The 25,300-nt window shown below is 68.3% G+C and carries 23 protein-coding genes and 1 pseudogene; 10 read left to right on the top strand and 14 right to left on the bottom strand.

Annotation, left to right across the window (positions count from 1 at the left end; all coding sequences use genetic code 11):
• Positions 1-25: 25 nt before the first annotated feature.
• The 3 genes from ABD882_RS02470 to ABD882_RS02460 all read left to right on the top strand — a co-directional run bounded on the left by ABD882_RS02470 (position 26) and on the right by ABD882_RS02460 (position 3,564).
• Positions 26-970 (top strand): J domain-containing protein, encoded by a 945-nt coding sequence (locus tag ABD882_RS02470; protein ID WP_345184007.1) that lies wholly within the window; start codon positions 26-28, stop codon positions 968-970.
• 186 nt (positions 971-1,156) lie between these two features.
• The gene (locus ABD882_RS02465; RefSeq protein WP_345184006.1) at positions 1,157-2,908 is read left to right on the top strand and encodes a sensor histidine kinase; all 1,752 of its coding nucleotides are present in this window, start codon (positions 1,157-1,159) and stop codon (positions 2,906-2,908) included.
• The gene (locus tag ABD882_RS02460) at positions 2,899-3,564 is read left to right on the top strand and encodes a response regulator (protein ID WP_345184003.1); all 666 of its coding nucleotides are present in this window, start codon (positions 2,899-2,901) and stop codon (positions 3,562-3,564) included. Before ABD882_RS02465 ends, ABD882_RS02460 begins: the two co-directional genes overlap by 10 nt.
• 227 nt (positions 3,565-3,791) lie before the next feature.
• Here ABD882_RS02460 and ABD882_RS02455 read toward each other — a convergent pair whose 3' ends face one another.
• Genes ABD882_RS02455 through ABD882_RS02435 form a run of 5 tightly spaced genes read right to left on the bottom strand, consistent with a single transcriptional unit; the run spans position 3,792 to position 9,374 of the window.
• Complete coding sequence (locus tag ABD882_RS02455; RefSeq protein ID WP_345184001.1) at positions 3,792-5,330, bottom strand: Gfo/Idh/MocA family oxidoreductase; 1,539 nt, start codon at positions 5,328-5,330, stop codon at positions 3,792-3,794.
• Positions 5,331-5,332: 2 nt separating this feature from the next.
• A complete protein-coding gene (locus ABD882_RS02450) occupies positions 5,333-6,262 on the bottom strand; it encodes an N-acetylmuramic acid 6-phosphate etherase (RefSeq protein WP_345183999.1) in 930 nt (309 codons plus the stop codon).
• An 8-nt stretch (positions 6,263-6,270) separates the two neighbouring features.
• Entirely contained in the window at positions 6,271-7,056 is a 786-nt protein-coding gene (locus ABD882_RS02445; protein ID WP_345183997.1) for a carbohydrate ABC transporter permease, read from the bottom strand.
• Between the two features lie 38 nt (positions 7,057-7,094).
• A complete protein-coding gene (locus tag ABD882_RS02440; protein ID WP_345183995.1) occupies positions 7,095-8,024 on the bottom strand; it encodes a carbohydrate ABC transporter permease in 930 nt (309 codons plus the stop codon).
• Entirely contained in the window at positions 8,025-9,374 is a 1,350-nt protein-coding gene (locus ABD882_RS02435) for an ABC transporter substrate-binding protein (protein WP_345183992.1), read from the bottom strand.
• 159 nt (positions 9,375-9,533) lie between these two features.
• Between ABD882_RS02435 and ABD882_RS02430 the strand changes: the two genes are divergently transcribed.
• On the top strand, positions 9,534-11,138 hold the full coding sequence (locus tag ABD882_RS02430; RefSeq protein ID WP_345183990.1) for a helix-turn-helix transcriptional regulator: 1,605 nt from the start codon (positions 9,534-9,536) through the stop codon (positions 11,136-11,138).
• Positions 11,139-11,325: 187 nt separating this feature from the next.
• On the opposite strand, the gene ABD882_RS02425 is transcribed toward ABD882_RS02430, so the two are convergent.
• A complete protein-coding gene (locus ABD882_RS02425; RefSeq protein WP_345183988.1) occupies positions 11,326-12,609 on the bottom strand; it encodes a serine hydrolase domain-containing protein in 1,284 nt (427 codons plus the stop codon).
• Between the two features lie 5 nt (positions 12,610-12,614).
• Positions 12,615-13,847 carry a serine hydrolase domain-containing protein gene (locus ABD882_RS02420; RefSeq protein ID WP_345183986.1) on the bottom strand — a complete coding sequence of 411 codons (1,233 nt, stop codon included), beginning with the start codon at positions 13,845-13,847 and terminating at the stop codon, positions 12,615-12,617.
• A gap of 215 nt (positions 13,848-14,062) precedes the next feature.
• Between ABD882_RS02420 and ABD882_RS02415 the strand changes: the two genes are divergently transcribed.
• From ABD882_RS02415 to ABD882_RS02395, 5 genes are all read left to right on the top strand, one after another.
• A complete protein-coding gene (locus tag ABD882_RS02415) occupies positions 14,063-15,373 on the top strand; it encodes a serine hydrolase domain-containing protein (protein WP_345183984.1) in 1,311 nt (436 codons plus the stop codon).
• A 64-nt stretch (positions 15,374-15,437) separates the two neighbouring features.
• Positions 15,438-15,845 carry a cupin domain-containing protein gene (locus ABD882_RS02410; protein ID WP_345183982.1) on the top strand — a complete coding sequence of 136 codons (408 nt, stop codon included), beginning with the start codon at positions 15,438-15,440 and terminating at the stop codon, positions 15,843-15,845.
• A 43-nt stretch (positions 15,846-15,888) separates the two neighbouring features.
• A complete protein-coding gene (locus ABD882_RS02405; RefSeq protein ID WP_345183980.1) occupies positions 15,889-16,116 on the top strand; it encodes an RNA-binding S4 domain-containing protein in 228 nt (75 codons plus the stop codon).
• A 99-nt stretch (positions 16,117-16,215) separates the two neighbouring features.
• The gene (locus ABD882_RS02400) at positions 16,216-16,830 is read left to right on the top strand and encodes a hypothetical protein (RefSeq protein ID WP_345183978.1); all 615 of its coding nucleotides are present in this window, start codon (positions 16,216-16,218) and stop codon (positions 16,828-16,830) included.
• A gap of 101 nt (positions 16,831-16,931) precedes the next feature.
• Positions 16,932-17,495, top strand: a complete 564-nt coding sequence (locus tag ABD882_RS02395; protein ID WP_345183976.1) for an RES family NAD+ phosphorylase — start codon at positions 16,932-16,934, stop codon at positions 17,493-17,495.
• Positions 17,496-17,632: 137 nt separating this feature from the next.
• Here ABD882_RS02395 and ABD882_RS02390 read toward each other — a convergent pair whose 3' ends face one another.
• From ABD882_RS02390 to ABD882_RS02360, 7 genes are read right to left on the bottom strand one after another with little or no spacing between them, the layout of a single operon-like run.
• The gene (locus tag ABD882_RS02390) at positions 17,633-18,244 is read right to left on the bottom strand and encodes an alkylhydroperoxidase domain protein (protein WP_345183973.1); all 612 of its coding nucleotides are present in this window, start codon (positions 18,242-18,244) and stop codon (positions 17,633-17,635) included.
• 1 nt (position 18,245) lies between these two features.
• Positions 18,246-18,833, bottom strand: a complete 588-nt coding sequence (locus ABD882_RS02385) for a CMD domain protein (protein WP_345183971.1) — start codon at positions 18,831-18,833, stop codon at positions 18,246-18,248.
• On the bottom strand, positions 18,826-19,875 hold the full coding sequence (locus ABD882_RS02380; protein ID WP_345183969.1) for a putative FMN-dependent luciferase-like monooxygenase: 1,050 nt from the start codon (positions 19,873-19,875) through the stop codon (positions 18,826-18,828). The genes ABD882_RS02385 and ABD882_RS02380 overlap by 8 nt, the downstream gene beginning before the upstream one ends.
• On the bottom strand, positions 19,872-20,597 hold the full coding sequence (locus ABD882_RS02375) for an ABC transporter ATP-binding protein (RefSeq protein ID WP_345183967.1): 726 nt from the start codon (positions 20,595-20,597) through the stop codon (positions 19,872-19,874). Before ABD882_RS02375 ends, ABD882_RS02380 begins: the two co-directional genes overlap by 4 nt.
• A complete protein-coding gene (locus ABD882_RS02370; protein ID WP_345183966.1) occupies positions 20,594-21,463 on the bottom strand; it encodes an ABC transporter ATP-binding protein in 870 nt (289 codons plus the stop codon). Before ABD882_RS02370 ends, ABD882_RS02375 begins: the two co-directional genes overlap by 4 nt.
• The gene (locus tag ABD882_RS02365) at positions 21,460-23,262 is read right to left on the bottom strand and encodes an ABC transporter permease (RefSeq protein ID WP_345183964.1); all 1,803 of its coding nucleotides are present in this window, start codon (positions 23,260-23,262) and stop codon (positions 21,460-21,462) included. The genes ABD882_RS02370 and ABD882_RS02365 overlap by 4 nt, the downstream gene beginning before the upstream one ends.
• A gap of 19 nt (positions 23,263-23,281) precedes the next feature.
• Positions 23,282-24,451 carry an ABC transporter substrate-binding protein gene (locus tag ABD882_RS02360; protein WP_345183962.1) on the bottom strand — a complete coding sequence of 390 codons (1,170 nt, stop codon included), beginning with the start codon at positions 24,449-24,451 and terminating at the stop codon, positions 23,282-23,284.
• 389 nt (positions 24,452-24,840) lie between these two features.
• On the opposite strand from ABD882_RS02360, the pseudogene ABD882_RS02355 reads away from it, so the two are divergent.
• Positions 24,841-25,300 (top strand): annotated as a pseudogene (locus tag ABD882_RS02355) (hypothetical protein); the annotation flags it as partial.

Raw genomic sequence — 25,300 nt, 5'->3', positions numbered from 1 at the left:
CTGGTTTCCGCACCCGAGGAGGGCGATGTTCGACAGCCCGCTCTCCGCCTCGGCGTACGAAGTGCTCGGCGTCGTCGCGCACGCCTCCGACGAGGAGCTGCGCCGCGCCTACCGGCTGCAGCTGCGGCGCGCACATCCGGACACCGGCGGCGACACGGCCGTCTTCATCCAGGTGCAGCGCGCGTGGGAGCTCGTCGGCACACCGGCGCTGCGCGCGGCGTACGACCGCGGCCACGGGTTCGCCGACGACGACACGACGTGGGATGGCTGGCGCGCCCCGGCCGCGCGCACCGACACCCGCCCCCGCGCGAAGGCGTACGGGCAGGCGGGCGCGAGCCGGCGCCGCGACTACGTCGCACGGGTGCGCGCCTGGGCGGGGTCCGAGGTTCCGGATCCGTACGCGCCGGCGTTCGTGCGCACGATTCCGCGGGAGCTGCGCCGGATCCTCGCCGCCGCCCTCGCGGCCGAGGAGACCGCCCGCGCGGTGAGCGATCTCGGCATCGGCTTCACGGCGTGGCACGACGTGGCGGTCGCCGCGGGCGGAAGTGCTGCCGTCGCCGAGACGGAACCCGCTGACACCCTCGACCACATCGTGCTCGGCCCGTCCGGGCTGTACGGCCTGAGCTCCGCCGACTTCGGCGGGGTCGCCCGGTTCCGCGGCGGCGAGATCATCGGACCGGAGACCGGCGCGCGCGCCCCGATCGCCGCGCTGCTCGGCCAGGTCAGGATCGTGGCGCGAGCGGCCAGGGTGCGCTTCGGCGGAGCGATCCTGGTCCTTCCCGACGACGACCTCGCGCAGGCGACCACCCCGCTCGGCACGATCCGCGACACCCCGGTGGTGGTCTCCCGGCAGAGCGCCCTGCGCACCCTGCTGCGCGCGGGCGTGCCCGGTTCGCGCACGATCGGCGGCACCGAGCTCTTCGACGTGCGCAGCAGGATCCAGCAGACCGTGCGACTCGCTCAGGAGTAGCCCCCTCGCGGCGGCAGGCCCGCCACGCGTCGTGAGACTCGGACGGGGTGCCGGGGTGCCGGCGGCCGAGGTGCCCGGCCGCCACGGCGGAGAGGACCCAGGCCCATGGTGACCGGCCGCGCGGCAGGCCATCATGAGGATGTGCATGTCGCGCCCCTCGGGCGGGACGGGGAAGGACGGCGACCGATGACGGCGCAGCGACGGATGGCAGCGGAACCGCCGCCCGTCTCCCGGCTGCGGGCGGGATCCGACCGCAGCCTCCCGTCCGCCCTCATCGTGATCGGCGCGTTCGCCTTCCTGCTCGGTGCCGTGGAACTCGGGGTGGGGGCACGGGTCCCGGATCAGCTCTGGGCCGTCGCCCTGTTCGTCGGGGTCTTCTGGATCTGGGCGGCCGCGGGCCTGCTGGCCTGGTGGCGTCGCCCGCACAACACCACCGGACTGCTGCTGATCATCGGCGGCATCGCCCTGTTCCTCGGCGGGCTCGGCAACCTGGGCATCGACGCCCTGACGCTGGTGAGCGCGGTGTTCGCGACGAGTTCGCTCGCCATGACCGTGCAGCTGCTGCACGCGTTCCCCTCCGGGCGGCTGCGCGGTCGGCTCTCGATCACCACGGTCGTGCTGGGCTGGGTGGCCAGTCCGGTCTCGCAGCTCGTGCTGCTGCTGATCCCCTCCTCCGCGCCGGCCGCGTTCGAGATCGCCGCCGCCACGCAGAAGACACTCGGCATCGCGGTGATGGTCCTGACCGCTGTCGTCCTCGCCCGGAGGCTCGTCACGGCCGACCCGGTGCATCGCCGTGTGCTGCTGCCGATGTTCGGCTACGGCATCGTCGCCGTGCTGCTGCTCGCCTTCGCCCCGACGATCGTGCACACGCTCGGAGGGGATCCGAGGATCGGCGGCGTGACCCAGCTTCTCGTCGCGGCCGCCATCCCCGTCGCCTTCCTGCTCGGCGTGCTGCTCGGCGGGTTCCGCCGCACCGGCGACCTCGAGCCGCTGAGCACCTGGCTCGGCATCAGCGGCGCCGGCGGTCCCGCCGTCGCCCGCGCTCTGGCCGCCACCCTCGGCGACGACTCCCTGCGGGTCGTCTACTGGGCCGAGGAGCGCGGCGAGTTCGTCGACGAGACGGGCGTCGCCGTCGACCCCGGTCAGCGCGACGCGGATCGCGGGTGGTGCGAGATCCGGGTCGAATCCCGCCTCGTCGGCGCGATCGTCTACGACACCCGGTTGACCGCGGATCCGGGCCCGGTGCGCCGCGCCGGCGACGTGCTCGCGATCGCGATCGACCGGGAGCGCCTCACCGCCGAGCTGCTCGCGAGCAACGAGGCGCTCACCCGGTCGCGGATCCGTCTCGTCGAGACCGCCGACCGGGAGCGCTCCCGCATCGCGCAGGATCTGCACGACGGGATCCAGGTGCAGCTCGTGCTGCTCGCCCTCGCCGCGCAGACCATCGCGAACGACCCCGATGCGAGCCCCGCGACGAGCGCCGCCTCTGCGCGGCTGCGGCACGGCATCGATGAGGCCGCCGCGGATCTGCGCCGCCTCGTGCACAACGTGCTGCCCGTCGCCCTCACCGAGCGCGGACTGACTGCGGCGGCGGAGGATCTCGTCGACCGGCTGGCGATCCCGGCGACCCTCGACAGCGACGTCGCCGACGCCGCCATCTCGTCGACGACCGCGCACACCGCGTACTTCATCATCGCCGAGGCTCTGACGAACACGGTCAAGCACTCCCGCGCCTCCTGGGTGCGCGTGACACTGCACGCCGACGGCGGGCGGTTGCACATCGGGATCCGCGACAACGGGGTCGGCGGGGCGAGCGTCGACCGGGGCGCGGGACTGCGCGGTCTGCTCGATCGCGTGGATGCGCTCGGAGGGAACCTGCGCGTGACCTCGGAAGCGGGACACGGCACCGAAGTGAAGGTGGAGCTGCCATGCGTGTGATCATCGGCGAAGACGAGGTGCTGCTGCGCGAGGGCCTGCGGCAGCTGCTCGCGCAGGACGGGTTCGAGGTCGCCGCAGCCGTCGGCGACGCCGAGACCCTGCAGGAGCAGGTGGAACTGCTGCAGCCCGATCTGGTCATCACCGACATCCGGATGCCCCCGACGCACACCGACGAGGGGCTGATCGCCGCGCTGCGGATCCGCGAGTCCCACCCGGGCATCCCGGTCGTCGTGCTCTCGCAGTACGTGCAGCGCCGTTACGCGACCGAGCTGCTCGACCAGAACAGCGGCGGTTTCGGCTATCTGCTCAAGCAGCGCATCGCCGACGTGACCACGTTCACGGCCGATCTGCGGCGGGTCGCGGCGGGCGGCACGGCTCTGGATCCCGAGGTGGTCTCGGTGCTGGTCACCCGGGCCAGCCGCGCGAGCGGGGCGGTCGGATCCCTCACTCCGCGCCAGCTCGAGGTGCTCTCGCTGATGGCGGAGGGCCGCAGCAACGCGCGGATCGCGAACGACCTGTTCCTCTCCGAGAAGGCGGTCGTGCAGCACACCTCGCACATCTACACCGCGCTCGGCCTGTCCGTCGACGGCGACGACCACCGGCGCGTGCTCGCGGTGCTGCGGTTCCTCGCCTCGGTCGCGGAGGAATACCGCTGAGAGCTCGCGGGGCTACGACCGCGTAAAAGTGCCGAAGCATGCATGGCATTGACGGCTCGCTGGGTCGCACTGAACCGCAACGCACCCGCGCGCACCCTGAGCACCTGCGGAACTTTGCGCGCGTGCCGATGAGCACTCCGGTGGTGCCAGCCTGTCCGTTGAGGCTGATACCACCGGAGCGGAATGTCTCGGGAACACCGAGGCACGAGGGTGGCCGTTGCGGCCGCTCAGTATCCCGAGATCTCGACGGGGCCGCCGGTCTCGATCGATTCGAGCACAGCGCACAGCACGGCAGTCACCTGGATGCCCTCCTCGCCGGTCGCGAGCACCGGGCGACGACCTGCGACCGCGTCGACGAATTCACTGATCGAATCCATGATGAACCCCGTCAGGTGCTCACCGTACGGCGGAGCCATCACATCGGGGAAGCGCGCATCGTTCGCCGAGTAGATCTCCACCGCCCGGTTATGGGAGCCGTCGATCAGCACCGATCCCTCCGAACCGAGGAGTTCGAACTTGAGGTCCTTCGCAGTGGCGTGCGAGTTTGGGAGGATCCAAGCGTGCTCGAACGTGCCAATAGCGCCCGAAGCGAATTCAGCGAGGATGATGAAGACATCCGGGGTGGTGATCCCACGGCTCTCAAGCGTGCCGGAGACGGTCTTCGCCGTGACTCGCACAATGCGGTCGCCGACAATCCACTGGGCAATGTCCACCATATGGCTGGACAGGAACCAGAGCGACGACGAAGCGGAAGCCCAGCGGATGCTCGAGGCGACGGCGAGGGTGTTGCTGAGCCGTGCGTACACGTACTCCACCCGGCCTACGCGACCGTCGACGACGGCTTCATGCGCGGCGACGAACGGCGGGTTGACTCGGTTGTGGAAGTCGACCATAAGGGTCACGCCGTTGGCCTTCGCCGCCTCGACGATCGCCCTCGCGTCCTCGACCGTTGTTGCGAGGGGTTTTTCGACCAAGAGGTGTTTGCCTGCGTTGGCGACCGCGATGGCGACGTCCCGATGAAGGTGATCTGGCGTTACAACCGACACCGCCTCGAGGCCCTCGATCGCGAGGAATTCGTCAAGGTCGGTGAACACCGCAGGTGGCGTAGCGCACCCCGACGCGACAGCGTCCGCGAGTCCGCGGTTGAGGTCGAGGATGCCGACCAGCTCCACTTCGGGATGACGGTCGTAGGCGGTGATGTGCCGGGAGCCGAACGCGCCGGCACCAATTACACCGAATTTCATGATTCTCCTTGGTTCATTTGGGGTGGTCTGGGCAAATCGAGGCTGTCGAAATAAATAGAGGTAGGGCGGGTAGGAAGCCGGCACCTGGCGTCCAGAAGCGGCATCGCCTATGAGATGCCCCCCTCCATCGACGCGAGTCCACTGACCGGAGAAGTCCGTCGCGAGACCCACGACTCCGGTGCCGGCAGCGACGACAGCACCGCCGTCGGTTCCCCACACGGAGACCAGCCCCATGACGGCATCCGATGCCAACACGAGCCGGTGGCAGCAAAAGTGACGGCGGACCTGCTCCGCGAGGTCTTCTGGATCGCCGAACGATGTGATCGACGCAAGTCCGACGGCGATCACATCGAGCCGACCCTCCATAGCGGGGAGCTGTTTCGCAAGGCTGCTGAGCGCCTCGGTCGCGCTGAGCCTGCCGTCCGTGATCCTTATTGGAGCGCCCACGGCCGCGTGCAGCGTGACGTCTCGCAGAAGGGCGAGCGAACCCGAGCCACCGATGTCGACAGCGAGGACGGTCACGCTCAGGACTGTGGGTTCTCGAGGGTCGCCAGCGCGCCGCGCACTGAGCCCTCGGCGGCGCCGAGCGCGGCAGCTGCGTCCGACAGCGGCACGAACCCAAGGCTCGAGACGATCGCCAGCTTGAGATCACCGTCGGCGGCGGTAAGACGCTCAGCGGCCACGTCTCGTTCGATACCGGTGGCCTCCATCAGAATCCGCACGGAGCGGTCACGTAGCTTCGCGTTTGTGGCGGACGCCGACACCATGAGGTTCGAATAGGTCAGACCGAGCCCGACCATCAGCGCCGTCGAGAAGCCGTTCAGTACGAACTTTTCTGCCGTTCCGGCCTTCAGGCGCGTTGAGCCCGTGAGCACTTCCGGACCCGTGTTCGCAGCAACCAGGTAGTCCGCCAGCGGTGCCAGCGGCGCGTCGGGGTTGCTGGTCACCAGAGCGGTCAACGCCCCCTGAGTGCGAGCCTCCATGAGTGCCCCCCGCACGTACGGCGTGCCCCCGCTTGCAGCGAGGCCAATCGCAACGTCGAGCGGGCCGAGCCCGGACGCGTCCTTCATGCCTGCGGCGATCGAGTCCTCGGAGCCTTCTGTGGCGCTCCGCAGTGCCGCGTCCCCTCCCGCAATGTGTCCGATCACGGTGTCGCTCCGCCCGAACGTGGGCGGGATTTCCGACGCATCGAGGATGCCGAGCCGACCGGAGGTGCCCGCACCGAAATAATGGACCCGTCCACCGCGCCGAACATGTGTCAGGGCGGCATCGACCAGCTCGCTGAGCGGCTGGATCACGGCTCCCGCAGCGTCGACCGCTTCGCGGTCTGCCACGTTCATGAGGCGAAGGATCTCGAGAGAGGAGAGCTGGTCCAGGTCGGTGGAAGCCGGGTTGCGCCACTCCGTCGCGGAGAGGGCCGTGTGAACAGTGGTCGAGTTCGATAGGTCGTTCATGATATTTCCTATTTCACGCTTCCTGAAGTAAGCCCCTGCACGAGAGCTCGCTGGGTGACGAGGACGAAGAGGACGATCGGCGCAAAGATCAGCACGGCAGCGGCGGACAGCGGGCCCCAGTTCACCTCCTGGAAGGTGACGAAATGGGCGGCATAAACCGTGAGGGTCGCTGCCCTCGCTTGGCCGAGGATCAGCGGGATCAGGAACGAGTTCCATACCGCGATCGCGGTAAAGATTGCCGCCGTCGCGATCCCCGGCGCGACCATCGGGAGTAGGACATGCCGGAAGAGCTGGACACGGTTGGTTCCGTCGATGAGTGCGGCTTCCTCGATCTCGATGGGCATGCTCTGGAAGAACGCCATCGTGAGCCAGGTCGCGAATGGGATGTTCAAAGTGGCGAGGATCAACATGATCGGGAGCCACTGGTCGTAGAGCCCTGCGTCGCTCACCAGTCGGTAGAGCGGGATCACCAACACGATTCCCGGGATGATCTGGACGCACACCATGACGATCGCGAGCGTCTTACGTCCCAGGAACCGAAGGCGGGCGAAGGCATAGCCGCCGAGCGTCGCGAGCACCGCGACGATCAAAGTCGAGATCACCGTGATCACGACGGACGCAATCAGTGCGTCGCGGAACGCCAGGTCGGAGAAGAGCTGGAGGTAGTTCTCGCTCGTCGCTTCGAAGTCAAACGCCTTCGAAGCGGATGCCTGAGCGTCTGCGGGACTCTTGAGGGAGGTGAGCAGCACCCAGAAGAGCGGGAACATCGCGAATAGCGAGGCCACGACGAGCACGGTGTAGCCGACTATCGGGCCGGCAACCGAACGATGTTTCATATTTTTGTCAATCGTACGTAGAAGAAGTAGATCGGGATCATGATCACTGCGATGGCGATCGAGAGCGCCGCTCCACTGCCGAACTGGAAATAGGCGAAGGTGCTTTGGTAGGCGAGCATCGAAACAGTCGCCGTCGAGGTGCCGGGACCGCCCTGCGTCGTCGTGAAGACGGTGTCGAAGAGGCGGACGATATCGACACACCGTACGAGCAACGCGATCGTGATCACCGGCCGCAGCATCGGCATCATCACGTAGCGGGTCGTCTGCCACCAACTGGCACCGTCGACAGCCGCAGCCTCAAGCGGTTCCTGGGACACACCTGTCATACCTGCGACCAACATGAGCATGACGAAGGGAATGTGCATCCAGCAGTCAATGAAGATGATCATCCCGCGCGCGAGCGGCGTGCTGGCGAACACGTTCAGCTTCATTCCAAACGGTTCGAGCAGAGTTGCGATCACTCCGAGGTCCGGCTGAAAGATGAACTGCCACACCAGCCCAACGACGACAGGCGTGAGAAGCATCGGGATGAGCAGCACGGTGCGGAAGATCTGGTAGCCGCGCAACTGCCGGTGCAGCACGACGGCAAGCAGATACCCGAGCGTGAACTGGATCGTCAGACCGAAGACCACGAAGATCAAGGTGACGAGCAAGCTGCCCGCGAACTGCGAGGTGAAGACGGCGCGAACGTAATTCGTGAATCCGACCCACGCGCCCGGAGTCGCCGTGGTGAGACTCTGGTCGGTGAGCGACATCCATACGGCATACCCGATCGGGATCAGTCCCATGACGATCATGAACAACCAGGTCGGCGCGACGTAGCCGAGCGACCGGATGTCCGTAACAAGACGTCGTCGACGGCGCCCCGCACCGTCCCGGGTCACGCGACCCGGGACGGTGGCGACAATGCTGGATGAGGCGGCCAATTAATTGCCTTTGTACGCGCCGGCCTGCACCAGGATGTTGAGCACCGAGCTCTGCATCGCGGCCATACCTGCGTCGACGGTCTGCTGTCCGGTCGCCATGGCGTTGATGCCCTGGCTGATGACCGACACGATCTGGCTCATCGCCGGGATGCGTGGCAGCGTCGTTCCGGTCTTGACCGCTTCGGCTTCGGCCGTCAGATACGGGGCCTTGGCTACCAGCTCATGGTTCGACGTGGTCGAGATACGGGCGGGCGGAGCCGCACCGGCGTCGATGAACGCGGAGACGTTGTCCTTGCCGAGAGCCCAGGACAGGAACTCCCAGGCGTCCTTCTGATGCGGGGAGGCGCTGGAGATTCCGGCCAGCCAGCCGTAGAGCATGCTGGTCGGAGTGTAGGTTCCGAGCTTTCCGAGCGGCGTTTCGGCCGTGGCGACCTTGCCTGCGACGGGGGACGTCGTGCCGTTGATCGTCGGCCACCAGCCCGAAGCGAGCACCATCTGGCCGGCATTCTGCTGCTGGAATGCCTGCACCGCGTTGGCTGTAGCGCCACTCGTCGAGCTGGACGGGCCGTACTGCTTGAGCGCCAGGTATTGATTCATGACCTTCTTGGCGACGTCGGTGTCGAGCAGCGGCTTGAGCGTCTTCGGATCGAACATGCGTCCGCCCTGACTGACGAGCATCTCGTTGTAGAAGTGCGCCGCGCCTGCTGCGTTGTACAGCGGGTTGTAGCCGAGGTAGCCGGCGGTCTGCAGTGCCTTTGCGTTGCTCGTGACCTCGTCCCACGTGGTCGCCGGCTTCAGGCCGAGCTCGTCGTAGAGGTCGGCGCGGTACCACTGCAAGTAGGGCTCTGTGGACAGCGGCACCGTGTAGCTGACGTCCTTGTACTTGGCGTAATCCTTCAGCCCCTGCGGAAAGTCTGCGTCGTAGTCATACGCGGTGTCGTCCTTCAGATAGCTGTCCAGCGGCACGAGGGCGCCGGCGGCGGCGACCGAGGCCAGCGTGAAGCCGTCGACCATCGCGAGGTCGAAGGTGTTCTGCTTGCTCTTGGCTGCGAGGATCTCCTTCGTCGGCAAGTCGCCACTGGCGACCTCGACAAAGTTGATGGTGATCCCCGTCTTCTGCTCGTACGTCTTGGCGAGCGACTTGAGGCCGTTCTCGCTACCGGACGTGGTCACCAACATCGTGAGTGAGCTGGGCTTCTTCGAGTCCTGAGGAACGGACGCTGTGGACTCGCCGCTGTTTGGGCTTGTCGTGCTGCATCCGGTGAGGACGACGACGGTGGCTGCGACACCAGCCAGGACGGCGGCAATACGGCGATGCTTCATTGCGAGGTTGCCTCTCTTGTCGGTCATTGGGTCATCCGGCACGTAAGCCTCGAAGGGCTCATCGGGCGGCCGGTGCTTCATGTTAGGTGCACCGCTCACCGGATCAGCCAACGATCAGGACCCTGTTAACCGCGATATCACCCACCCAGGGCGGCGGCGAGGTGAAAGGTGCGGGAGACTGTCGGAATGAAGGCAGACGTGCCCGCACTGACTTCTCCGCCAGCGGCGCTCGACCATGGTCTCGGGGCCGCCGTTGCAGCGGGAGACTGGTCGGCGGCGGCCGGAATCATGGAGCGCTGGGGTGTCGAGCTACAGGCCGGCGTGCACCGTGGTCACTTCTTCGACGCCGTCACACACACGCCGGACTCCCTCTGCGCGGCCCACCCGGGGATCGTCTACTGGCGCGAGGCGGGAAGGGTCACTGAGATCCCAGTGGAGCGGCCGTCGTTCGACGCTGCCCGCCTTGCTGCGGGCGGAGAGGCTGGGCTCATCGAGCTGCGCCGGGTCGCCGCAGCCGTGTTGGCCCGACGTCGCAGAGGGTTCGTGGCCGAAGCCGTCGCGATCCTCGACGAGATGATGCCCGCGGTCCGCACAGCCATTCGCCGCCAAGGGGATCTGCCGATCACGGATGCCGCATGGTTCCTCATGCAGGCCGGGATCACCTTCGATGTCTTCGGCGACGTCCACACTGCTCGTCGTTACTACCTGATGGCGTGGCAGCGACGCGATGACGACGTGGTCGGCTTGGGGTCTCAGGACCTTCCTGCCAAGCTCGCCGTGCTCGCGGCCATCGACGGCGACCATGCCGAGGTCGGGCGCTGGGTGGCGGTGGCGGGCCGAACGCCCACCACCGACCCGGCGGAGCTGGACGGCACTGACCTTGGTTACCCGCTTGCAGAATTCATCGTGGCCGTCGACCGCCTCGATTTCACTACGAGTGACGAACTACTTCCCTACATCGCGCTTCCCACCGAATATGAGGAGTTCTTCCACTACCTCGTCTGGGCACGAGCACATCGTCTGTTGGTCATGGGCAGAATTGGAGAGGTGCTCCGGCTCATCGATGAGACGGCGGTTGCGTGGGACGATCTCGTGGCGGGCGACGGCTGGTACAGGACACACCTGACGGCGCTACGCGCAAAAGCACTTCTTGCCGGCGGACGCGTCGATGAGGCGGAAGCGACCCTCGAGTCGTTGTCCAACTCGGATGACGGCATTGTGCTGCTGTGGGCCCGTGCTGGCGCTCTCCGGCTTCATTTTGATGCGGCAATGGAGCATCTGGTGGGGATCTCCGATCGCCCGCCCCGGCGTGTGCAGCTCGAAGCACAACTCCTCGCCGCGGCATGCCACTTGAATCTGGGACAGATCTCCCTGGCGCGCTCAAAGTTTCAGGCGTTCGTCGCGTCGGTCGGTCACAACCTGCAGTCGATGGCATCGATATCCGAAACGCACCTGCACGGACTTTTCGCGCTTCTCGGATCCGTTCCGGCTGCGAACGCGCTCGAGGCGCGCTGGCAAGAATTTCGGCACTTGCGCACCTACCCCTACCCAGAGACGTCGATATCCGTCAGTGATCGGGAGCTCGTTGTTCTCAGACGCCTCGCGCGCGGCGAATCCCGCGCGGAGATCGCGAAGGCTGAGTTCGTCTCCGCGAACACCGTCAAGACTCAAGTCACCGCCCTCTACCGAAAGTTCAACGCGACCAACCGTTCAGAACTCATTGCGAAAGCGCTGTCGCACGGACTTCTTGCAGGCTCGCGGAACGCAGTCACCGAACACCTCTCGGACTAAGGACCGCGTCGCTCCTGTTGCGAGGTCGCGCGCCATCTCCGGGTGTACGCGATGCCGAGCTCCATCGTCAGAAGCCGAGCGGGCGTCCGTTCCGGGATCATCGTCAGGAATCCTGTCCTCGGTCGCGGAGGAATACCACTGAGCCCCCGGGCGCGACGAGCCCCGAGCGCGGGGCCGACCGCGTCAGCTACGACCGGGGCGGCGGCGCGTACGCGGTGCCCAGCTCGCCGGTGAGCGCCACCAGGATCCGCACCGCCGGGGTCTGACAGATCGCGTCGCCCGGGTCGTCGGCCAGCGTGGGCGAGTCCTTGCAGCCGCCCGAGGCGATGTCGCTGTTCGTCTGCACGGCGACCGTGGTGTCGGTGGCGGTGTCGTAGAAGAGCGAGCTGTTGTAGCCGGAGAGGTCGCCGGTGTGCCCGACCCACCCGTTCGAGCAGCTCATGCCGAAGCCGTAGCCGATCTCGGAGAACGACGTCAGGCGCAGCTGCTGGCTCTTCGCGTCGACCAGGCCCTGCCCGGTGCCGAGCGCTCGGCCCATCGTGAGCAGATCGTCGATGTCGGAGATGATCTCGCCGGCGGTGAAGCTCCACGCCGGATTCCAGTTCGTGGAGTCGGTCGGCGCGGTCGAGGTCGCGGCCGGCCCGTTCAGCGTGTACCCGTGCGCGTACGGTTCGGGCAGCGCGGACGAGACGTCGGGCCACGAGGTGTTCTTCAGGTGCAGCGGATCGAGGATCCGCATCTGCAGCTCCCGCCCGAATGACAGCCCGGTAACCTTCTCGATCACCTGGCCGAGCAGCACCGTGTTGGTGTTCGAGTAGTTGAAGCTCGTGCCGGGCGCGTACAGGGGGGACAGCGGAACGGCAGCCGCGACGAGCTCTTCGGGGGTGTAGACGGTCGAGGGGTCGGCGAAGTAGGTGTCGACCAGCTGCTCGTTCATCGCGTAGCTCGCGATGCCGCTGGTCATGTCGGCGAGTTGCGTGAGAGTGATCTGGTCGCCGTTCGGGACTCCGGCGATGTACTTCCCGATCCTGTCGGTGAGCTTCAGCTTCCCCTCCTGCGCCAGCTGCAGCACGATCGACGTGGTGTACATCTTCGTCAGCGAGGCGATGCGGGTGTGCATGCCCACCTGCATCGGAGCTCCGGTCGCGGAGTCCGCGATTCCGTACGCCTTCGTCCACGTGCCCTCGGGCGTGCGCACCCCGACCACGGCGCCGGGCGAGGCCCCGAGCGCGAACGCCTTCGCGGCAGCCGCGTCGAGCTTCGCCTCGGTCGCCGCGGGCAGTGCGGACATCGTCGTCGCTCCCGCCGCGGCCGAGGCGGTCTTGGCCGGATCCGCCACGCATCCGCTCGCCGCGGCTGTCGCAGTGGGCGACGTTCCCGGGGCGGGCGGCGGCGAGGACGTGCAGCCGGTCAGGACGAGCGCGCCGGCGACGCTGACGAGCGCAAGGGTGCGGAGGGTGCGACGCGACATGTTCTTCAGCTTCCGTAGATGCTCTTCATGAGCGAGGTGGCGATCGTGGCGGCGGGCGGGCGCCCGTCCGCGGCCGGGGCGAGGTTCGACCAGACGACGATCGTCACCTTGTGCACGGGGTCGTACCCCATGAACGAGTTGTAACCAGGCAGTTCACCGGTGTGGCCGTAGAGCGGCCCGATCTTCGCGATCCCCCAGCCGTACTGCGGGTCGGGCAGGGGCGGAAGGGGGAACGGTACGGGCTGCACGCTCGCCAGGCGCTCCTTCTGCAGCGTCGGGCTCAGCAGTCCGCCCCCGCCGAGCGCCTCGACCCAGTGCGCGAGGTCGCGGATGGTGGAGATGCCGGCGCCCGCGGCCCCCGCCCACGACGGGTTCAGGTTCGTCGTGTCGCTCGGGAGCAGGGTTCCGGCCTTCGCCTGCGCGAGCTGCGTCGGCGGCAGCGTGCTCGTCTCCATCGTGTCGACGTTCGTCGAGTACATGTAGCCGTGCGGGAACGGCGTCGGCAGCGAGGCGTCATCCGCTGCGGGGTAGGAGGTCTCGCGAAGGCCGAGCGGCGTGAACAGGCGCTTCTGGAAGATCTCCGAGAGCGGCATGCCGTCGAGCTTCTCGGCGATGAGGCCGAGCAGCAGGGTGTTGGTGTTGGAGTAGTTCCATCCATCTCCGGGGGCGAAGGTGGGCGGCTCGGCGAGCCCCATGGCGACGAGCTCTTCCGGATCCCAGACACGCTGCTGCTGAGTGTCGAGCGCCGTGTTGAGCGCCAGCGTGGTCGTGTAGTTCGCCAGCCCGCTGCGCATCGTGAGCAGCTGCTCGATCGTGATCCGATTGCCGTTCGGCACGTCGGGACGGTATTTCGACACCTTGTCCGCGAGCGCGATCTTCCCCTCCTGCACGAGCTGAAGGATCACGGTGCCCGTCATCGTCTTGGTGTTCGAGCCGATCCGGAAGTGGTCGTCGAGCGACACCGGGGTCGATCCGCCGAGGTCTGTCACGCCATACGTCGCGGTCGCCTCGCCCTGCGGGGTGCGCACGAGCATCGCGGCGCCGACGACGCCGAGCTCGGTCGCGAGGTCGGCGAACTGCCCGCGCAGCGCGGCGGCATCCATGGTCACCGTGACCGCCGGCGCCGTCGTGGTGGCGGGCGGAGAGGCGGGTGCAGCGGCGCACCCCGATGCGCCGAGGCCGATCGTCACGAGTGCGGCGACCGCCATCATGCGGCGTCGCCCGGTCGACGTGTTCACGGATCGTCCTCCTTGTGGTCTGCCGCTGCTCCCCGCGGGCCACGTCCCGATGCGGCCCGCGGGCCGCCCGAGCGTCCCCCAGCCTGTTCAGTCTCACGGCACGGCCGGCGAGGCGGAATGGGCCTACGTCTATTCCTCGCAGGTGCGGACGGTGGAAGAGTTCTCGGTGACAGGCCGCTCTGCGTGAGCGGGTCGATCCGCGAAGGGACAGCGCCATGACCTCCACCCGCCGTGCGACGCCGATCGCACTCGCCGCCGCGCTCCTCCTGCTGGCCGGCTGCTCCGCGCAGCCCTCGACCGGGCCGACCGCGTCGGGCAGCGCCTCCGCAGCCCCGGTCGTCCCCGCCGTCTCGACGTGCGTGGCGGATCCCGCTGCGGTGGTCGCCCGCACCGCGGACCTGCCGACCACGGCGATGCCCGCCGACCTGACCGCGACGATCGAGAAGGCCGCGAAGGACGGGTTCGCCGCCACCGCAGCGCCGGGCGCGGTCGTGGCCGTGCAGTCGCCGAAGGGGCTGTTCCTGACGGCGTACGGCGTCGCGGATCCGAAGACCGACGCTCCGATGACCACCGACGTGTACCAGCGGGTGGGATCCATCACCAAGCCCTTCACCGGAACGCTGACCCTGCTGCTCGCCGCCGACGGCAAGCTCAGCCTCGACGACCCCATCTCGAAGTACGTCGACGGCGTACCCCGCGGCGACAAGGTCACGATCCGCATGCTCGCCGACATGACCAGCAGCGTCACGAGCTACACGAAGGACGACGCCTGGCAGAAGATCTTCTTCGCGGAGCCGACCAGAGTGTGGACGCCCGATGAACTGCTCAAGGCCGGCCTCGCCCTGAAGCCGCAGGACTTCGCGCCCGGCACCGCCTTCGACTACTCCAACACCAACACCGTCCTGCTCGGCAAGGTCATCGAGAAGGTCACCGGCAAGAGCTACCAGGACGCGCTGGCCGAGAAGATCCTCACCCCGCTGGGGCTGTCGCACACGATCTTCCCGGCCGGATCCGCCGCCTTCCCCGACCCGCACGCGCAGGGATTCACCCTGCAGGGCGACCACGGCACGCCCGCCGATCCGGCGAACGCGACGGACTGGAACCCGTCCTGGGGGTGGACGGCGGGCGAGCTCATCTCGAACGTGCAGGATCTGCTCCACTTCGGTCGCGCCGAGGCGACCGGCGCGGGACTCCTGCCGGCCAAGCAGCAGATCGAGCGGCTCACCTCGTTCCGCGAGTTCAACGGCCCGGGCAACGGCGGCTACGGCCTGGGCTGGGGCTGCCAGAACGGCTGGGTGGGGCACACCGGCGAACTGCCGGGCTACAACACCTCGATGTTCTACAGCACCAAGGACGACACCACCATCGTGACGATGGTCAACAGCGACATCCCGACCGGCTCCTGCGCCGATGCACGCACCCTGACCGACAACCCGACCGATCTGCCGTGCAACTCGCCGGCGACCCGGATCTTCACGTCGATCGCAACCGCACTTGGCACCCCGTTCGCCCCGCAGAAGAAGTAGCGGCCGGTCCGGAGCCGCTCGGCGTGCGCGCTCGAGGCGCCGGCGCGTGGGATACCGTGGCGGCATGAGCGGCTACAACGTGTACGAGATCGGGGCCATCGACAGCTGGGGTGCCGAGGACGGCACCGCCAAGCGCTTCGTCGACGGCGAGGCGGCGCGGTTCCTGGGGCTGTCGGTGAACGCGACGGATCCGGGCGCGGGTTCGCCGTTCTGGCACCGGCACTCCGCGTTCGAGGAGGTGTACGTGTTCCTGGACGGGCACGGGCAGATGGCGCTCGGCGACGAGGTCGTCGAGCTGCGGGCCGGAACGGTCGTCCGCGTCGCGCCCGAGACGTGGCGTGCCGTGCACAGCGCGGCCGACGCGGATCGCCCGCTGAAGTGGCTGTGCCTGCGCGGCGGCGGCGACACCCTGGCGTCGATCGGCCGGGATGGCGAGCTCGACAAGGAGCGTGCGTTCCCGTGGAGCGCGTGAGGGCCCGGAACCAGAGCGGCATGACGGAAGCGGAGATTCAGAAGTGACGAGCAGCGATCCGACCGACGACATCTCGATCGGCGGCGCGTCCATCCGGCTCGGGCAGTTCCTCAAGTTCGCGGGGCTGCTCGACTCCGGCGGCAACGCCAAGGAGGCCATCATCGACGGCTACGTGCGCGTCAACGGCGACGAGGAGCGCCGCCGCGGACGTCAGCTCATCGACGGCGACCTCGTGACGTTCGAGGGGCGCACGGTTCGGGTCCGCCCCTGACGGACTCACGGACGCTCGGGGGCGATGCTGCGGAACTGCCGCTTCTACGACGCGCGTGCTAACGTTTCTTACAAGTACTTTCCTCGGAAGGATAGTCAGATGACTCAGCTCGCGTCCCGTCCCGAAGATGAAGTGCGCCACGCGCTCGAGGTGCTGGGGGGCGCTGACGTCGCGATCGTCGCGGGCCAGCTCACCCACATGCGCGTGACCACGGGCGGATTCCTCGAGTCGCTCCGTGGCGCGGCCACGTACCGCGTCGCCGTGAGCGACCTCGGTGGCGCCCTTGCGTCCCTGACGACGACTGTGGACCCGGCGACCGCGCGCGCGGCGCAGGCCACCGAGACCGTGTGGCGCGGCGTCGAACGCGATTTCGGCCTGTTCTCCTCGTCGGCTGTAGGAGAGATCCTCGGCGCCAGCAAGAGCAATCGCGCGTATGCATCGGCGCTGCGCCAGCGAGGCGAGCTGCTCGGCATGCAGCGGAAGAACGCCTATGTCTTCCCCGGCTTCCAGTTCGACCGTCCTGCGGGCGAGATCCGGCCTTGGGTGAGGCCTCTGCTGGCCCTTGCCGCCGAGCACGAACGATCGGCGGCCGACGTGATCGCGTGGATGATGTCGCCGACGACCTACCTCGGAGGCGATCGACCCGTCGATCGAGTCACCGACCCGGAGCGCCTGCTCTCCGTCGCCGAGAGGGCGTGGGGCGTCGAGTGGTGAGCGGGGCGGGCCCCGCACGCCCTTCCGTGGTTGTCCCGACTCCACCGTCACCGTTCGACGCACTCGGTCACCTGGTACCCGCGGGCACCCTCCTGCATCGCGTGCACGACCCCCAGCGCGCCGGCAACGTTTTCAATCCCGGCGCGGGCTCGCAGACACGCTTCGCTTCTTTCGCGAGTCTTGATGACCTGGATGGCCCCCAGGTCCCCACGCTCTATGCCGCAGCTACCGCAGAGGCCGCGGTCTGCGAGTCGATCCTGCACGACGTCCCCGTCGCCGGGGGCCTCCTGCCGGAGGGCAGCTACGCCACCCGCGTGGAGACCGCGCTCGACCTGAGACGCGACCTGAACCTGGCGATGCTGATGGGGCCGGGGCTGCGCCGGCTGGGAGCGACCCCGCAGCAGTTGACGGCCACCGACGCGGATGTCTACGACCAGACCGTGCTGTGGGCGCAGGCTGCGCATGACCGCGGCTTCGACGGGATCGCGTGGATGAGCGCGCGCGACAACACTTCCGAGGCGTACGTGCTGTTCGGCGATCGCGTCGACAAGAGCGACCTGCACATCACCGAGCGCGGGGTGGGCTCATTCGCCCCGGGGACTCCCGGTTTCAGCTGGCTGTCGGCCTACTGCTCGCGCGTCAAGATCGAGCTGCTGATCGCGTGACAAGGGCGGTCGTCGAACCGGTCGTTCGGGTGCGACCGGTCTCCGCGTTGCCCGAACAAGTACGCCCCTGCTGCCCGGTCCAAAGCGGGAACCGATCGCCCGGCACACGCTACATTCCCTACGGCTCCGCGGCTTCGCTACGCCCCCGCGGGCGGCGTCGGCTCCCCCAGCGACAGCATGAGCCGGTTCGCCCAGTTGAAGAACGCGGCGCTCTGCACGACGTCGACGACGGCCTGGTCGTCGAGGCCCGCCGCGCGCAGCGCTTCGACGTGCGCCGACCCGAATCTCGACGGCGTCGCGGTGAGGGCGGCGGAGGCCTCGATGATCGCGGTCCAGCGCTCGTCCTGCTCCCCGTCGATGCCCTCGTCGAGCAGCCGCTGCACGTCGTCGCGGCGGGAGGGCGCCTGGATCGTGGCGAAGCGGGAGTGCACCGATGCGCAGTACAGGCAGCCGTTCGTGCGCGAGGCCGCGGCGGCGGAGATCTCCCGCTCGGCCCGACCGAGGCCGGCGTCGGTGTTGTAGAAGATGTCGTTGTCGGCGCGGGTGCGGGCGCCCAGCACGACAGGATCGCGCACCAGCAGGCGGAAGTAGGGGTTCGCGGAGCGGGCGCGCTCGACGAGCCCCGCGTAGTCCTGTTCGGTCAGCTCCTCGACCGGCTTCGGCTCGAGCCACGGCACCCAGCCCAGCTCTTCCTGCGTGAAGACGTCGGGCGGGGTCAGCTCCGGGTGGCGCAGCACGTGCTCGGCCATGTCAGATCGCCTCCTTGAGGACGGTCAGTCCCGCGATCACACGGAGCTGGAAGTGGGTGAACGCGATGAGCTGCGAGACCGTGACGACGCCGTCGGTGCTCCAGCCCGCGTCGAGCAGATCCTGCAGCGCGTCCGGGCTGGCGTCGCGGGGCCGGTACGTGAGCAGGTGCGCGTGCGCGAGCGCGGCCGCGATCCTCTCACCCACCGCGTCGCCCAGGTCGGCCGGGGCGGCCCAGTGCAGGCCGTTCTCGTCCTCGATGCTGAGCGGACCCTCCGGGTACGAGCCGTAGGGGCCTGAGGTGAGCGCGCCGGGCAGGGCGCCGTCGAGCGCCGCCCGCACGGACGGATCGAGGGTGTCGAGAAGGGCGCGGTAATGGTCGGCGAGACCGCCGGCGCGGCTGAGCACGGCGACCCAGTATCCGATCGCGACACGCTCGGCGGCGCTCGCGCGCACGAGATCGGCGGGGGCGGTGATCAGCCCGTCATAGGTCGCCTGGGCGTCGCTGCGGGCGACCGGGCGCTTCGCGCGCAGCGCGTCGAGCGCACTGCCCGGGGCGATGCCCACGAGGTCGTCGATGAGATCAGACATGGCTCTCCTCCAGGTAGTTCAGGGACCGGGACGGGCTCCACCCGAGGGCCGGGGCGACGCGCGTCGCGATGAGCTCGAGCGAGCGCAGCAGCACCTCGTGCGGCGGGTCGACCGGGTGCGTCTGGAACACGATGTCGGTGGCGGAGGTGAGCACGTGATCCTGCGCCAGCTCATCGATGATCTGCTCGGGCGTGCCGACGTGCAGGTCGAACAGCACCCGCAGCTCCTCGTCGCTCGCCCCCTCGGGCACCTGGATCCCGAGCGCCCGCGCCGAGGGCAGTGAGCGCTCGATGCCGCGCCGGACCAGGGCTGCGACGTCGGCTTCGTCATCGACCACGACGAGCCCCCGGGAGGCGAACGTGCGCGGAGCGACCCCCTCCGGCAGCGCGGCCCGGTACGCCTCGACGACCAGACGCTGCGTGTCGGCGAGCGCCGTGACGCCGGAGCCCGCCGTGTGCGGCTGCGACTTGGACAGCATCAGCCCGGATCCGGCGGCGCCGATCCGCGCGGCACCTTCGGGCGAGAACGTCGCCTGCCACAGCGTGTCGAGCAGCTCGGGGGCTGCCGGGTACAGCCGTCCGCCGTCCGCCGTGAGCTCATCGCCGCCGAGCGCCTCCTGCAGGCGGGCGAAGTGCCGCGCGTAGATCGCCGCACGCTCCTTCGGGTCGTGGCCGAACGGCGGGAAGGAGCTCGGCGTGCCGCCGCTGCCGACGCCGATCTCGACGCGTCCGTCGCTCAGCAGCGACAGCACGGCCGCGTCCTCGGCCACGCGCAGCGGCTCCTCGAGCGGCAGGGTCACGATGCTGGTGCCGAGCACGATGTCCGTCGTCTGCGCCGCCGCATACGCGAGGAACACGAGCGGCGAGGGCAGCCCGCCCTCCGCCTCATGGAAGTGATGCTGTGCGACCCACGCGGTGTCGAAGCCGAGAGCTTCCGCCGTGCGGATCTGCTCGAGCGCGAGCCGATAGCGTTCGGCGGCGGGGGCGTCGTCGAGCACACGAGTGAAGAATCCGAGCCGGGGGGCTCCTGTACGTGCGGTCATGAGCCGCTCCTTCCGAGGTAGGCCTCTTGAATGCGGGGATCGTGCAGCAGCTGCTGCGCGGATCCCTCGGCAACGATCTCGCCCGTCGCCAGGACGTAGCCGCGGGACGCGATCGACAGGGCGAGCTCCGCCTGCTGCTCCACGAGCAGCACGGCGACGCCCAGCTCGCGGTTCAGCCGCGCGATCTCGTCGAGCACCTGATCCACGAGCTTGGGCGAGAGCCCCATGGTGGGCTCGTCCATGCAGATCAGCCGCGGCCGGCTCATCAGCGCCCGCGCGAAGGCGAGCATCTGCTGCTCACCGCCGGAGAGCGTGCCCGCCTCCTGTCGGCGGCGCTCGGCGAGCCGCGGGAAGTGCTCCCGCATCCGCTCGATGTCCTCGGCGATGCCCGCACGGTCGCGGCGCGTGTAGGCGCCCGCGTACAGGTTCTCGTCGACCGTCATCTGCGGGAACACCCGGCGCGCCTCGGGGACGCTCGCGATCCCCGCCCGCACCCGGCGTGCGGTGCTCTGATGTGTGATGTCGCCGCCCGCGAACGAGATCCGCCCGTCCTTGACGCGGTTCAGACCGAGGATCGATTTCATCGTGGTCGACTTGCCCGAGGCGTTGCCGCCCAGCAGCGACACGATCTCCCCCTCGCCGATCTCGATCGACACACCGCGCAGCGCGTGGAACGGGCCGTAGTAGACGTTCAGCGCGTCGAGGCTCAGCAGGGTGCTCATGCGGATCCCTCCCCGCCCTCGGGGGTCGGCCGCTCCCGGCGGCGGCCGAGGTAGGCCTCGATCACGGCGGGGTCGTTGCGCACGGTTTGCGGATCGCCCGCGGCGATGATCCGCCCGCCGTCCATCACGATCACCCGATCCGACACCGTCATCACGAGGTCGAGCTTGTGCTCCACGAGCAGGATCGCCTGGCCTGCGGCCTTGAGCTCGAGCAGCTGCGCGAGCACCTCCGCGGTCTCGGACTGGTTCATGCCGGCGGTCGGCTCGTCGAGCACGAGCAGCTTCGGCTGCAGCGCGAGCGCGCGGGCGATCTCGGTGCGCCGCCGGTTGGCGTAACTGAGCGTGTAGGCGGGGTCGTCGCGCCGTGGGCCGAGCCGAGCCTCGAACCGGTCCACCTCGAGGTCGACGGTCCTATCGATCTCGGCGCGTTCCCGGCGCGCGGCCGGAGTGCCGAAGATCGCGACGAACAGCTCGGCGAGCAGCGGTATCCAGCGCAGCAGGAAGACGTGCGACAGGCCCCGGAACGGCCGGTGCGCGTGCAGCTGGGAGTGGATCCCGACCTCGATGTTGTCGGCGACCGAGAGCGTCGCGAACACCCGGCCGTTCTGGAACGTGCGCGCGATGCCGTGCTCGGCGATGTCCACCGTGCTCGCGTGATCGATGCGCGCGCCGTCCAGCACGATCGTGCCGCCGTGTGCGCGGAACGTGCCCGTGACCAGGTTCAGGGTGGTGGTCTTGCCGGATCCGTTGGGTCCGATGATCGAGACCACCTCGTGCGGCTGCACCTGGAACGAGACGCCGTCGACGGCCCGGACGCCCTCGAAGTGGCGTTCCAGGTCGGTGACGTCGAGCAGCGGCGCGGTCATGAGCTGCGCACCAGGACGCCGCCGGGCCGGAAGCGCACGACGAGGATGAGCACGAGGCCGTAGACGATGATCCGCCACTCCGGGGTGAACCGCAGCAGCTCCATCGCCCCGATCAGCACAATCGAGCCCACGACCGCGCCGTACGGCAGGCCGACGCCGCCGAGGATGACGATCGTGACCACGAGCAGCGACATCATCATCGTGAACATGGTGGTGTCGATGTAGGTGTACTGGTGCGCGAGGAGGGATCCGCCGATGCCGGCGAAGAACGCGGATATCGCGAACGCCAGGGCCTTGTAGTCGCGCACCCGCACGCCCGAGGCGAGGGCGGCGACCTCGTCGGACCCGACCGAGGAGATGACCTTGCCGAGGTGCGAGCGCCGGATCCGCCACATCACCAGCAGCGTGAGCACGAGCACCACGAAGTCGATGACGTAGTACGCGAACGGGGTGTTCAGCTCGATGCCTCCGATCGACGGGACGGGGATGCCGTAGATGCCCTGCGGCACGATCAGCTGGATCACGGCGACGATCGCGATGCCGAGGCCGAGCGTGGCGATCGAGATGTAGTGGCCCTTCACTCCCCAGATCGGCGAAGCGAGGACCGACGCAATGATCGCGGCGCCGATGCCCGCGAGCGGCAGAGCGAGCCAGAAGGAGAGGTGCAGGTGCACGCTCAGCAGGGCGGAGATGTATGCGCCGATCGCGATCGGGCCGGCCTGCCCGAGGGCGAGCACGCCCGCCTGCCCGGCGGTGACCGTGAAGCCCGCCGCGATGATCGCGTAGATCAGGACCTGGGTGCCGGTGGTGAGCACGTAGGTGTCGGCGAAGATCGGCACGAGCACCCCGAGCACCACGAATCCGGCCGCCCACACCCAACGCGGGATCCGCAGCGGGCGCCCCTTGCCGAGGAACGTGCCGGTGAGCGGCTCGGCCGTCAGCAGCGGCACCTTGCCGAGCAGCCCGCCCGGGCGCACCACGAGCACGATCAGCAGCACGACGAAGACGATGATCTGGCGGGACGCGTCGCCGAACCAGTAGATCCCGAACGCCTCCAGGATCCCCAGCACGAACCCGCCGACCACGGCGCCGAGCAGGGATCCGAGGCCGCCGAGGGCCGCCGCGACGAAGGCCGTCATCCCGATGTTCATGCCGGAGGTGGGGTTCACGACGCCGATGTAGAGCGAGAAGAAGATGCCGGCGAGGCCGCCGAGGCCGGAGGCGATCACGAACGAGATGTTCTGCACGGATCCGACGGGGATGCCCATCTGCAGGGCGGCTTCCTGATCCTGCGCGGTGGCGCGGATCGCCCTCCCGGTGCGGCCGTATTTGAGGAACAGCGACATCACGATCATGACGACCGCGGTGATGGCGAGCATCACGACGTCGGAGGTGCCGAACCGCATGTTCCCGATGTGCAGGTTCGAGGTCGGCAGCACCTGCGGGAACGAGCGGAACTGCGCGGAGAACGCGAGTTGGGATCCGTTGTCCAGGATCTGCGCGACCGCGTACGTGGAGAGCATGGCCGCGAGCGGCAGATACTTCGCGAGCGGCCGCACAACCGCGATGTTGATCACGAGACCGAGCGCCGCGCAGATCGCGAGCACGAGCGGCAGCGCGATCCAGAACGGCTGCTGCAGCTGCACGACGAAGAACCAGGCCAGCATCGCGCCGAGTCCGAAGAACGAGAACTGGGCGAAGTTGACGACGTTCATGACGCCGAAGACGAGCGAGATCCCGACCGCTCCGAGGGCGTAGACGTTCCCTCGGAGCAGGCCGGCGATCAGAGTGTCGAGCATGGTGTGGGCAGCGGGGGCGTCAGCCCTTCAGCGCGTCCCAGGCGCCGTTCTTCAGCACGACCGGAGTCAGCTGCGGGTCAGCCACGCGGCGTGTGGCCTGATCGAACGTGATGGTCCCGTAGATCGCGCTGGGCACGTCCTTGATCTGCTTGAACCCCTTCAGGATCCCGGCGCGGTCGGTACCGCCCTTCTTCGCCGCGGCGACGGCGACGTGCAGGGCGTCATAGGCGTTCGCCTCGAACAGCGTCACGTCCTTCTCGTCCGGGTACTTCGCCTTGAACGCCTTCACGAACGCCTGCACCTCGGGGTTGCTGCCGTTCGAGACGAACTCGGTGCCGATGATCGAGCCCGCGGCGTCCGGTGTGCTGTCGAAGGACTGCTCGTCTTGGCCGCCGTAGAACGTGCCGGTGAAGCCGATCGCCCGCAGCTGGGTGACGAGCTTGGCGGCGTCGGGGCCATAGCCGATGTGCGCGAACGCCTTCGGGTTGCCTGCGACGGCCTTCGTGAGCGAGGGGCGGTAGTCGTCCGAGGTCGGATCGATCGCCTCGGCGTCGGTGATCTTCAGCCCGATCTTGTCGGCCTCGGCCTTGAACGCCTGGAACGCCGGGATCCCCCAGTCGGCGGTGTTCAGGTACGTCACGCCGATCGAGTCGATGCCCTGCTTCTTGATGTAGTCGGCGGTCCAGGTGTAGGTCGCGCTCGTGGTGATCGAGGTCGACCACTGGTACTCGGTGCCCTTTGCGGTGAAGTCGGGGTTCGAGTTGTTGAAGCCGTACTGCAGCAGCTTGCCGGCCGTGTAGATGGGCGAGGCGGGGATCGACGCCGCGGACGAATAGTCGCCGAAGACGAGCGAGATCTGCGGATCGTTCACGAACTTCTGCGCGACGGTGACGGACTGCTTCGGGTCGGACTGCGAGTCCTCGTACTTCAGGGCGACCGGGTGGCCGTCGATGCCGCCGTCCTTGTTGACCTCTTCGACGGCGAGGTCGAACGCCTTCTTGAACTGCTCACCGTATTGCGCGTACTGGCCGGTCTGCGCGGCCGAGACACCGAAGTAGACCGTGCTGCCGGCCGAAGCGCTGCCCGAAGGACCGCTCGCCGAGGCGGTGAGGCTGCAGCCGGCGAGGGTCACGACCGCCACGGCGGCCATCATCCCGGCAAACGCGATGCGTCGGGTGTTTCCTGCCATGGGGGCCCCCTCTGATCGGGCACCGGCGTCGGGCGACAGTCGGTGCGGCGGGCGTCGTGCGTGAACGACACCATGCGAACGCCCGCGATGCTGATCGATCGGGACGTGCTTTCACGTTGGCACGCTGGCGGGATGCCAGGGGGCTGTGTGTCCGTTTTCGACAGCATGTGACGTCATGAAGTCCGCCGCGGGAATACGGGCGCGGTCGTCGTACTGGCGCTGAGCCTGTCGAGGGGCCCGCCCTTGCCCGGTCCTTGAGCTTGTCGAAGGGCCATTCGGCGTGGTCGTGTTCGTTCTCCACAGGGACGTCTGTCGAGAACTTCTCCACAGTTCGGTTATGAGGTGCGATCTGGGGTTTGAATGTCGGTGGCCCCGGGTTGAATGGGGGTATGACATCGACCACGGCAGACACCCTCGAGCAGTTGGAGCAGCTGCTTGCGGGGGTGTGCGGGTCGGTGCAGATGACCCGCCAGTTCGAGGATTCGACGGCTGCGGAACTTGTCGGCCTGCTGCAGATGCTGGGGCGGGTGCAGCGGCGGGTGGATGCGGTGATCACCACCGTCACCGGGGAGGTGGCGGATCGGGATTGTCGGCTGTCCGTCGAACGGGTGTCGTCGGCGGCGGGGTGTCGGGATGTGACCGAACTGCTGCGACGCACCCTGCGGGTGGATGCGGGCACCGCCCGGAGGTATGTGACCGCCGGCGACGCTGTGTACCAGGGCACGCAGTTGTCCACGGGTGACTTGCTCCCTGCCCGGTTCCCGGCGCTCGGTGCGGTGTTGAGGGACGGGGTGGTCTCGGTGACCGGGTTGCTGGCCGCGACCGGCCCGGTCGAGCGGGCCGGGAACC

Source organism: Microbacterium panaciterrae (assembly GCF_039541635.1).
Taxonomy (GTDB): Bacteria; Actinomycetota; Actinomycetes; order Actinomycetales; family Microbacteriaceae; genus Microbacterium; species Microbacterium panaciterrae.
Note: the sequence above shows the minus strand (reverse complement) of the source record. Positions and strands in the feature narration are given on the sequence as shown.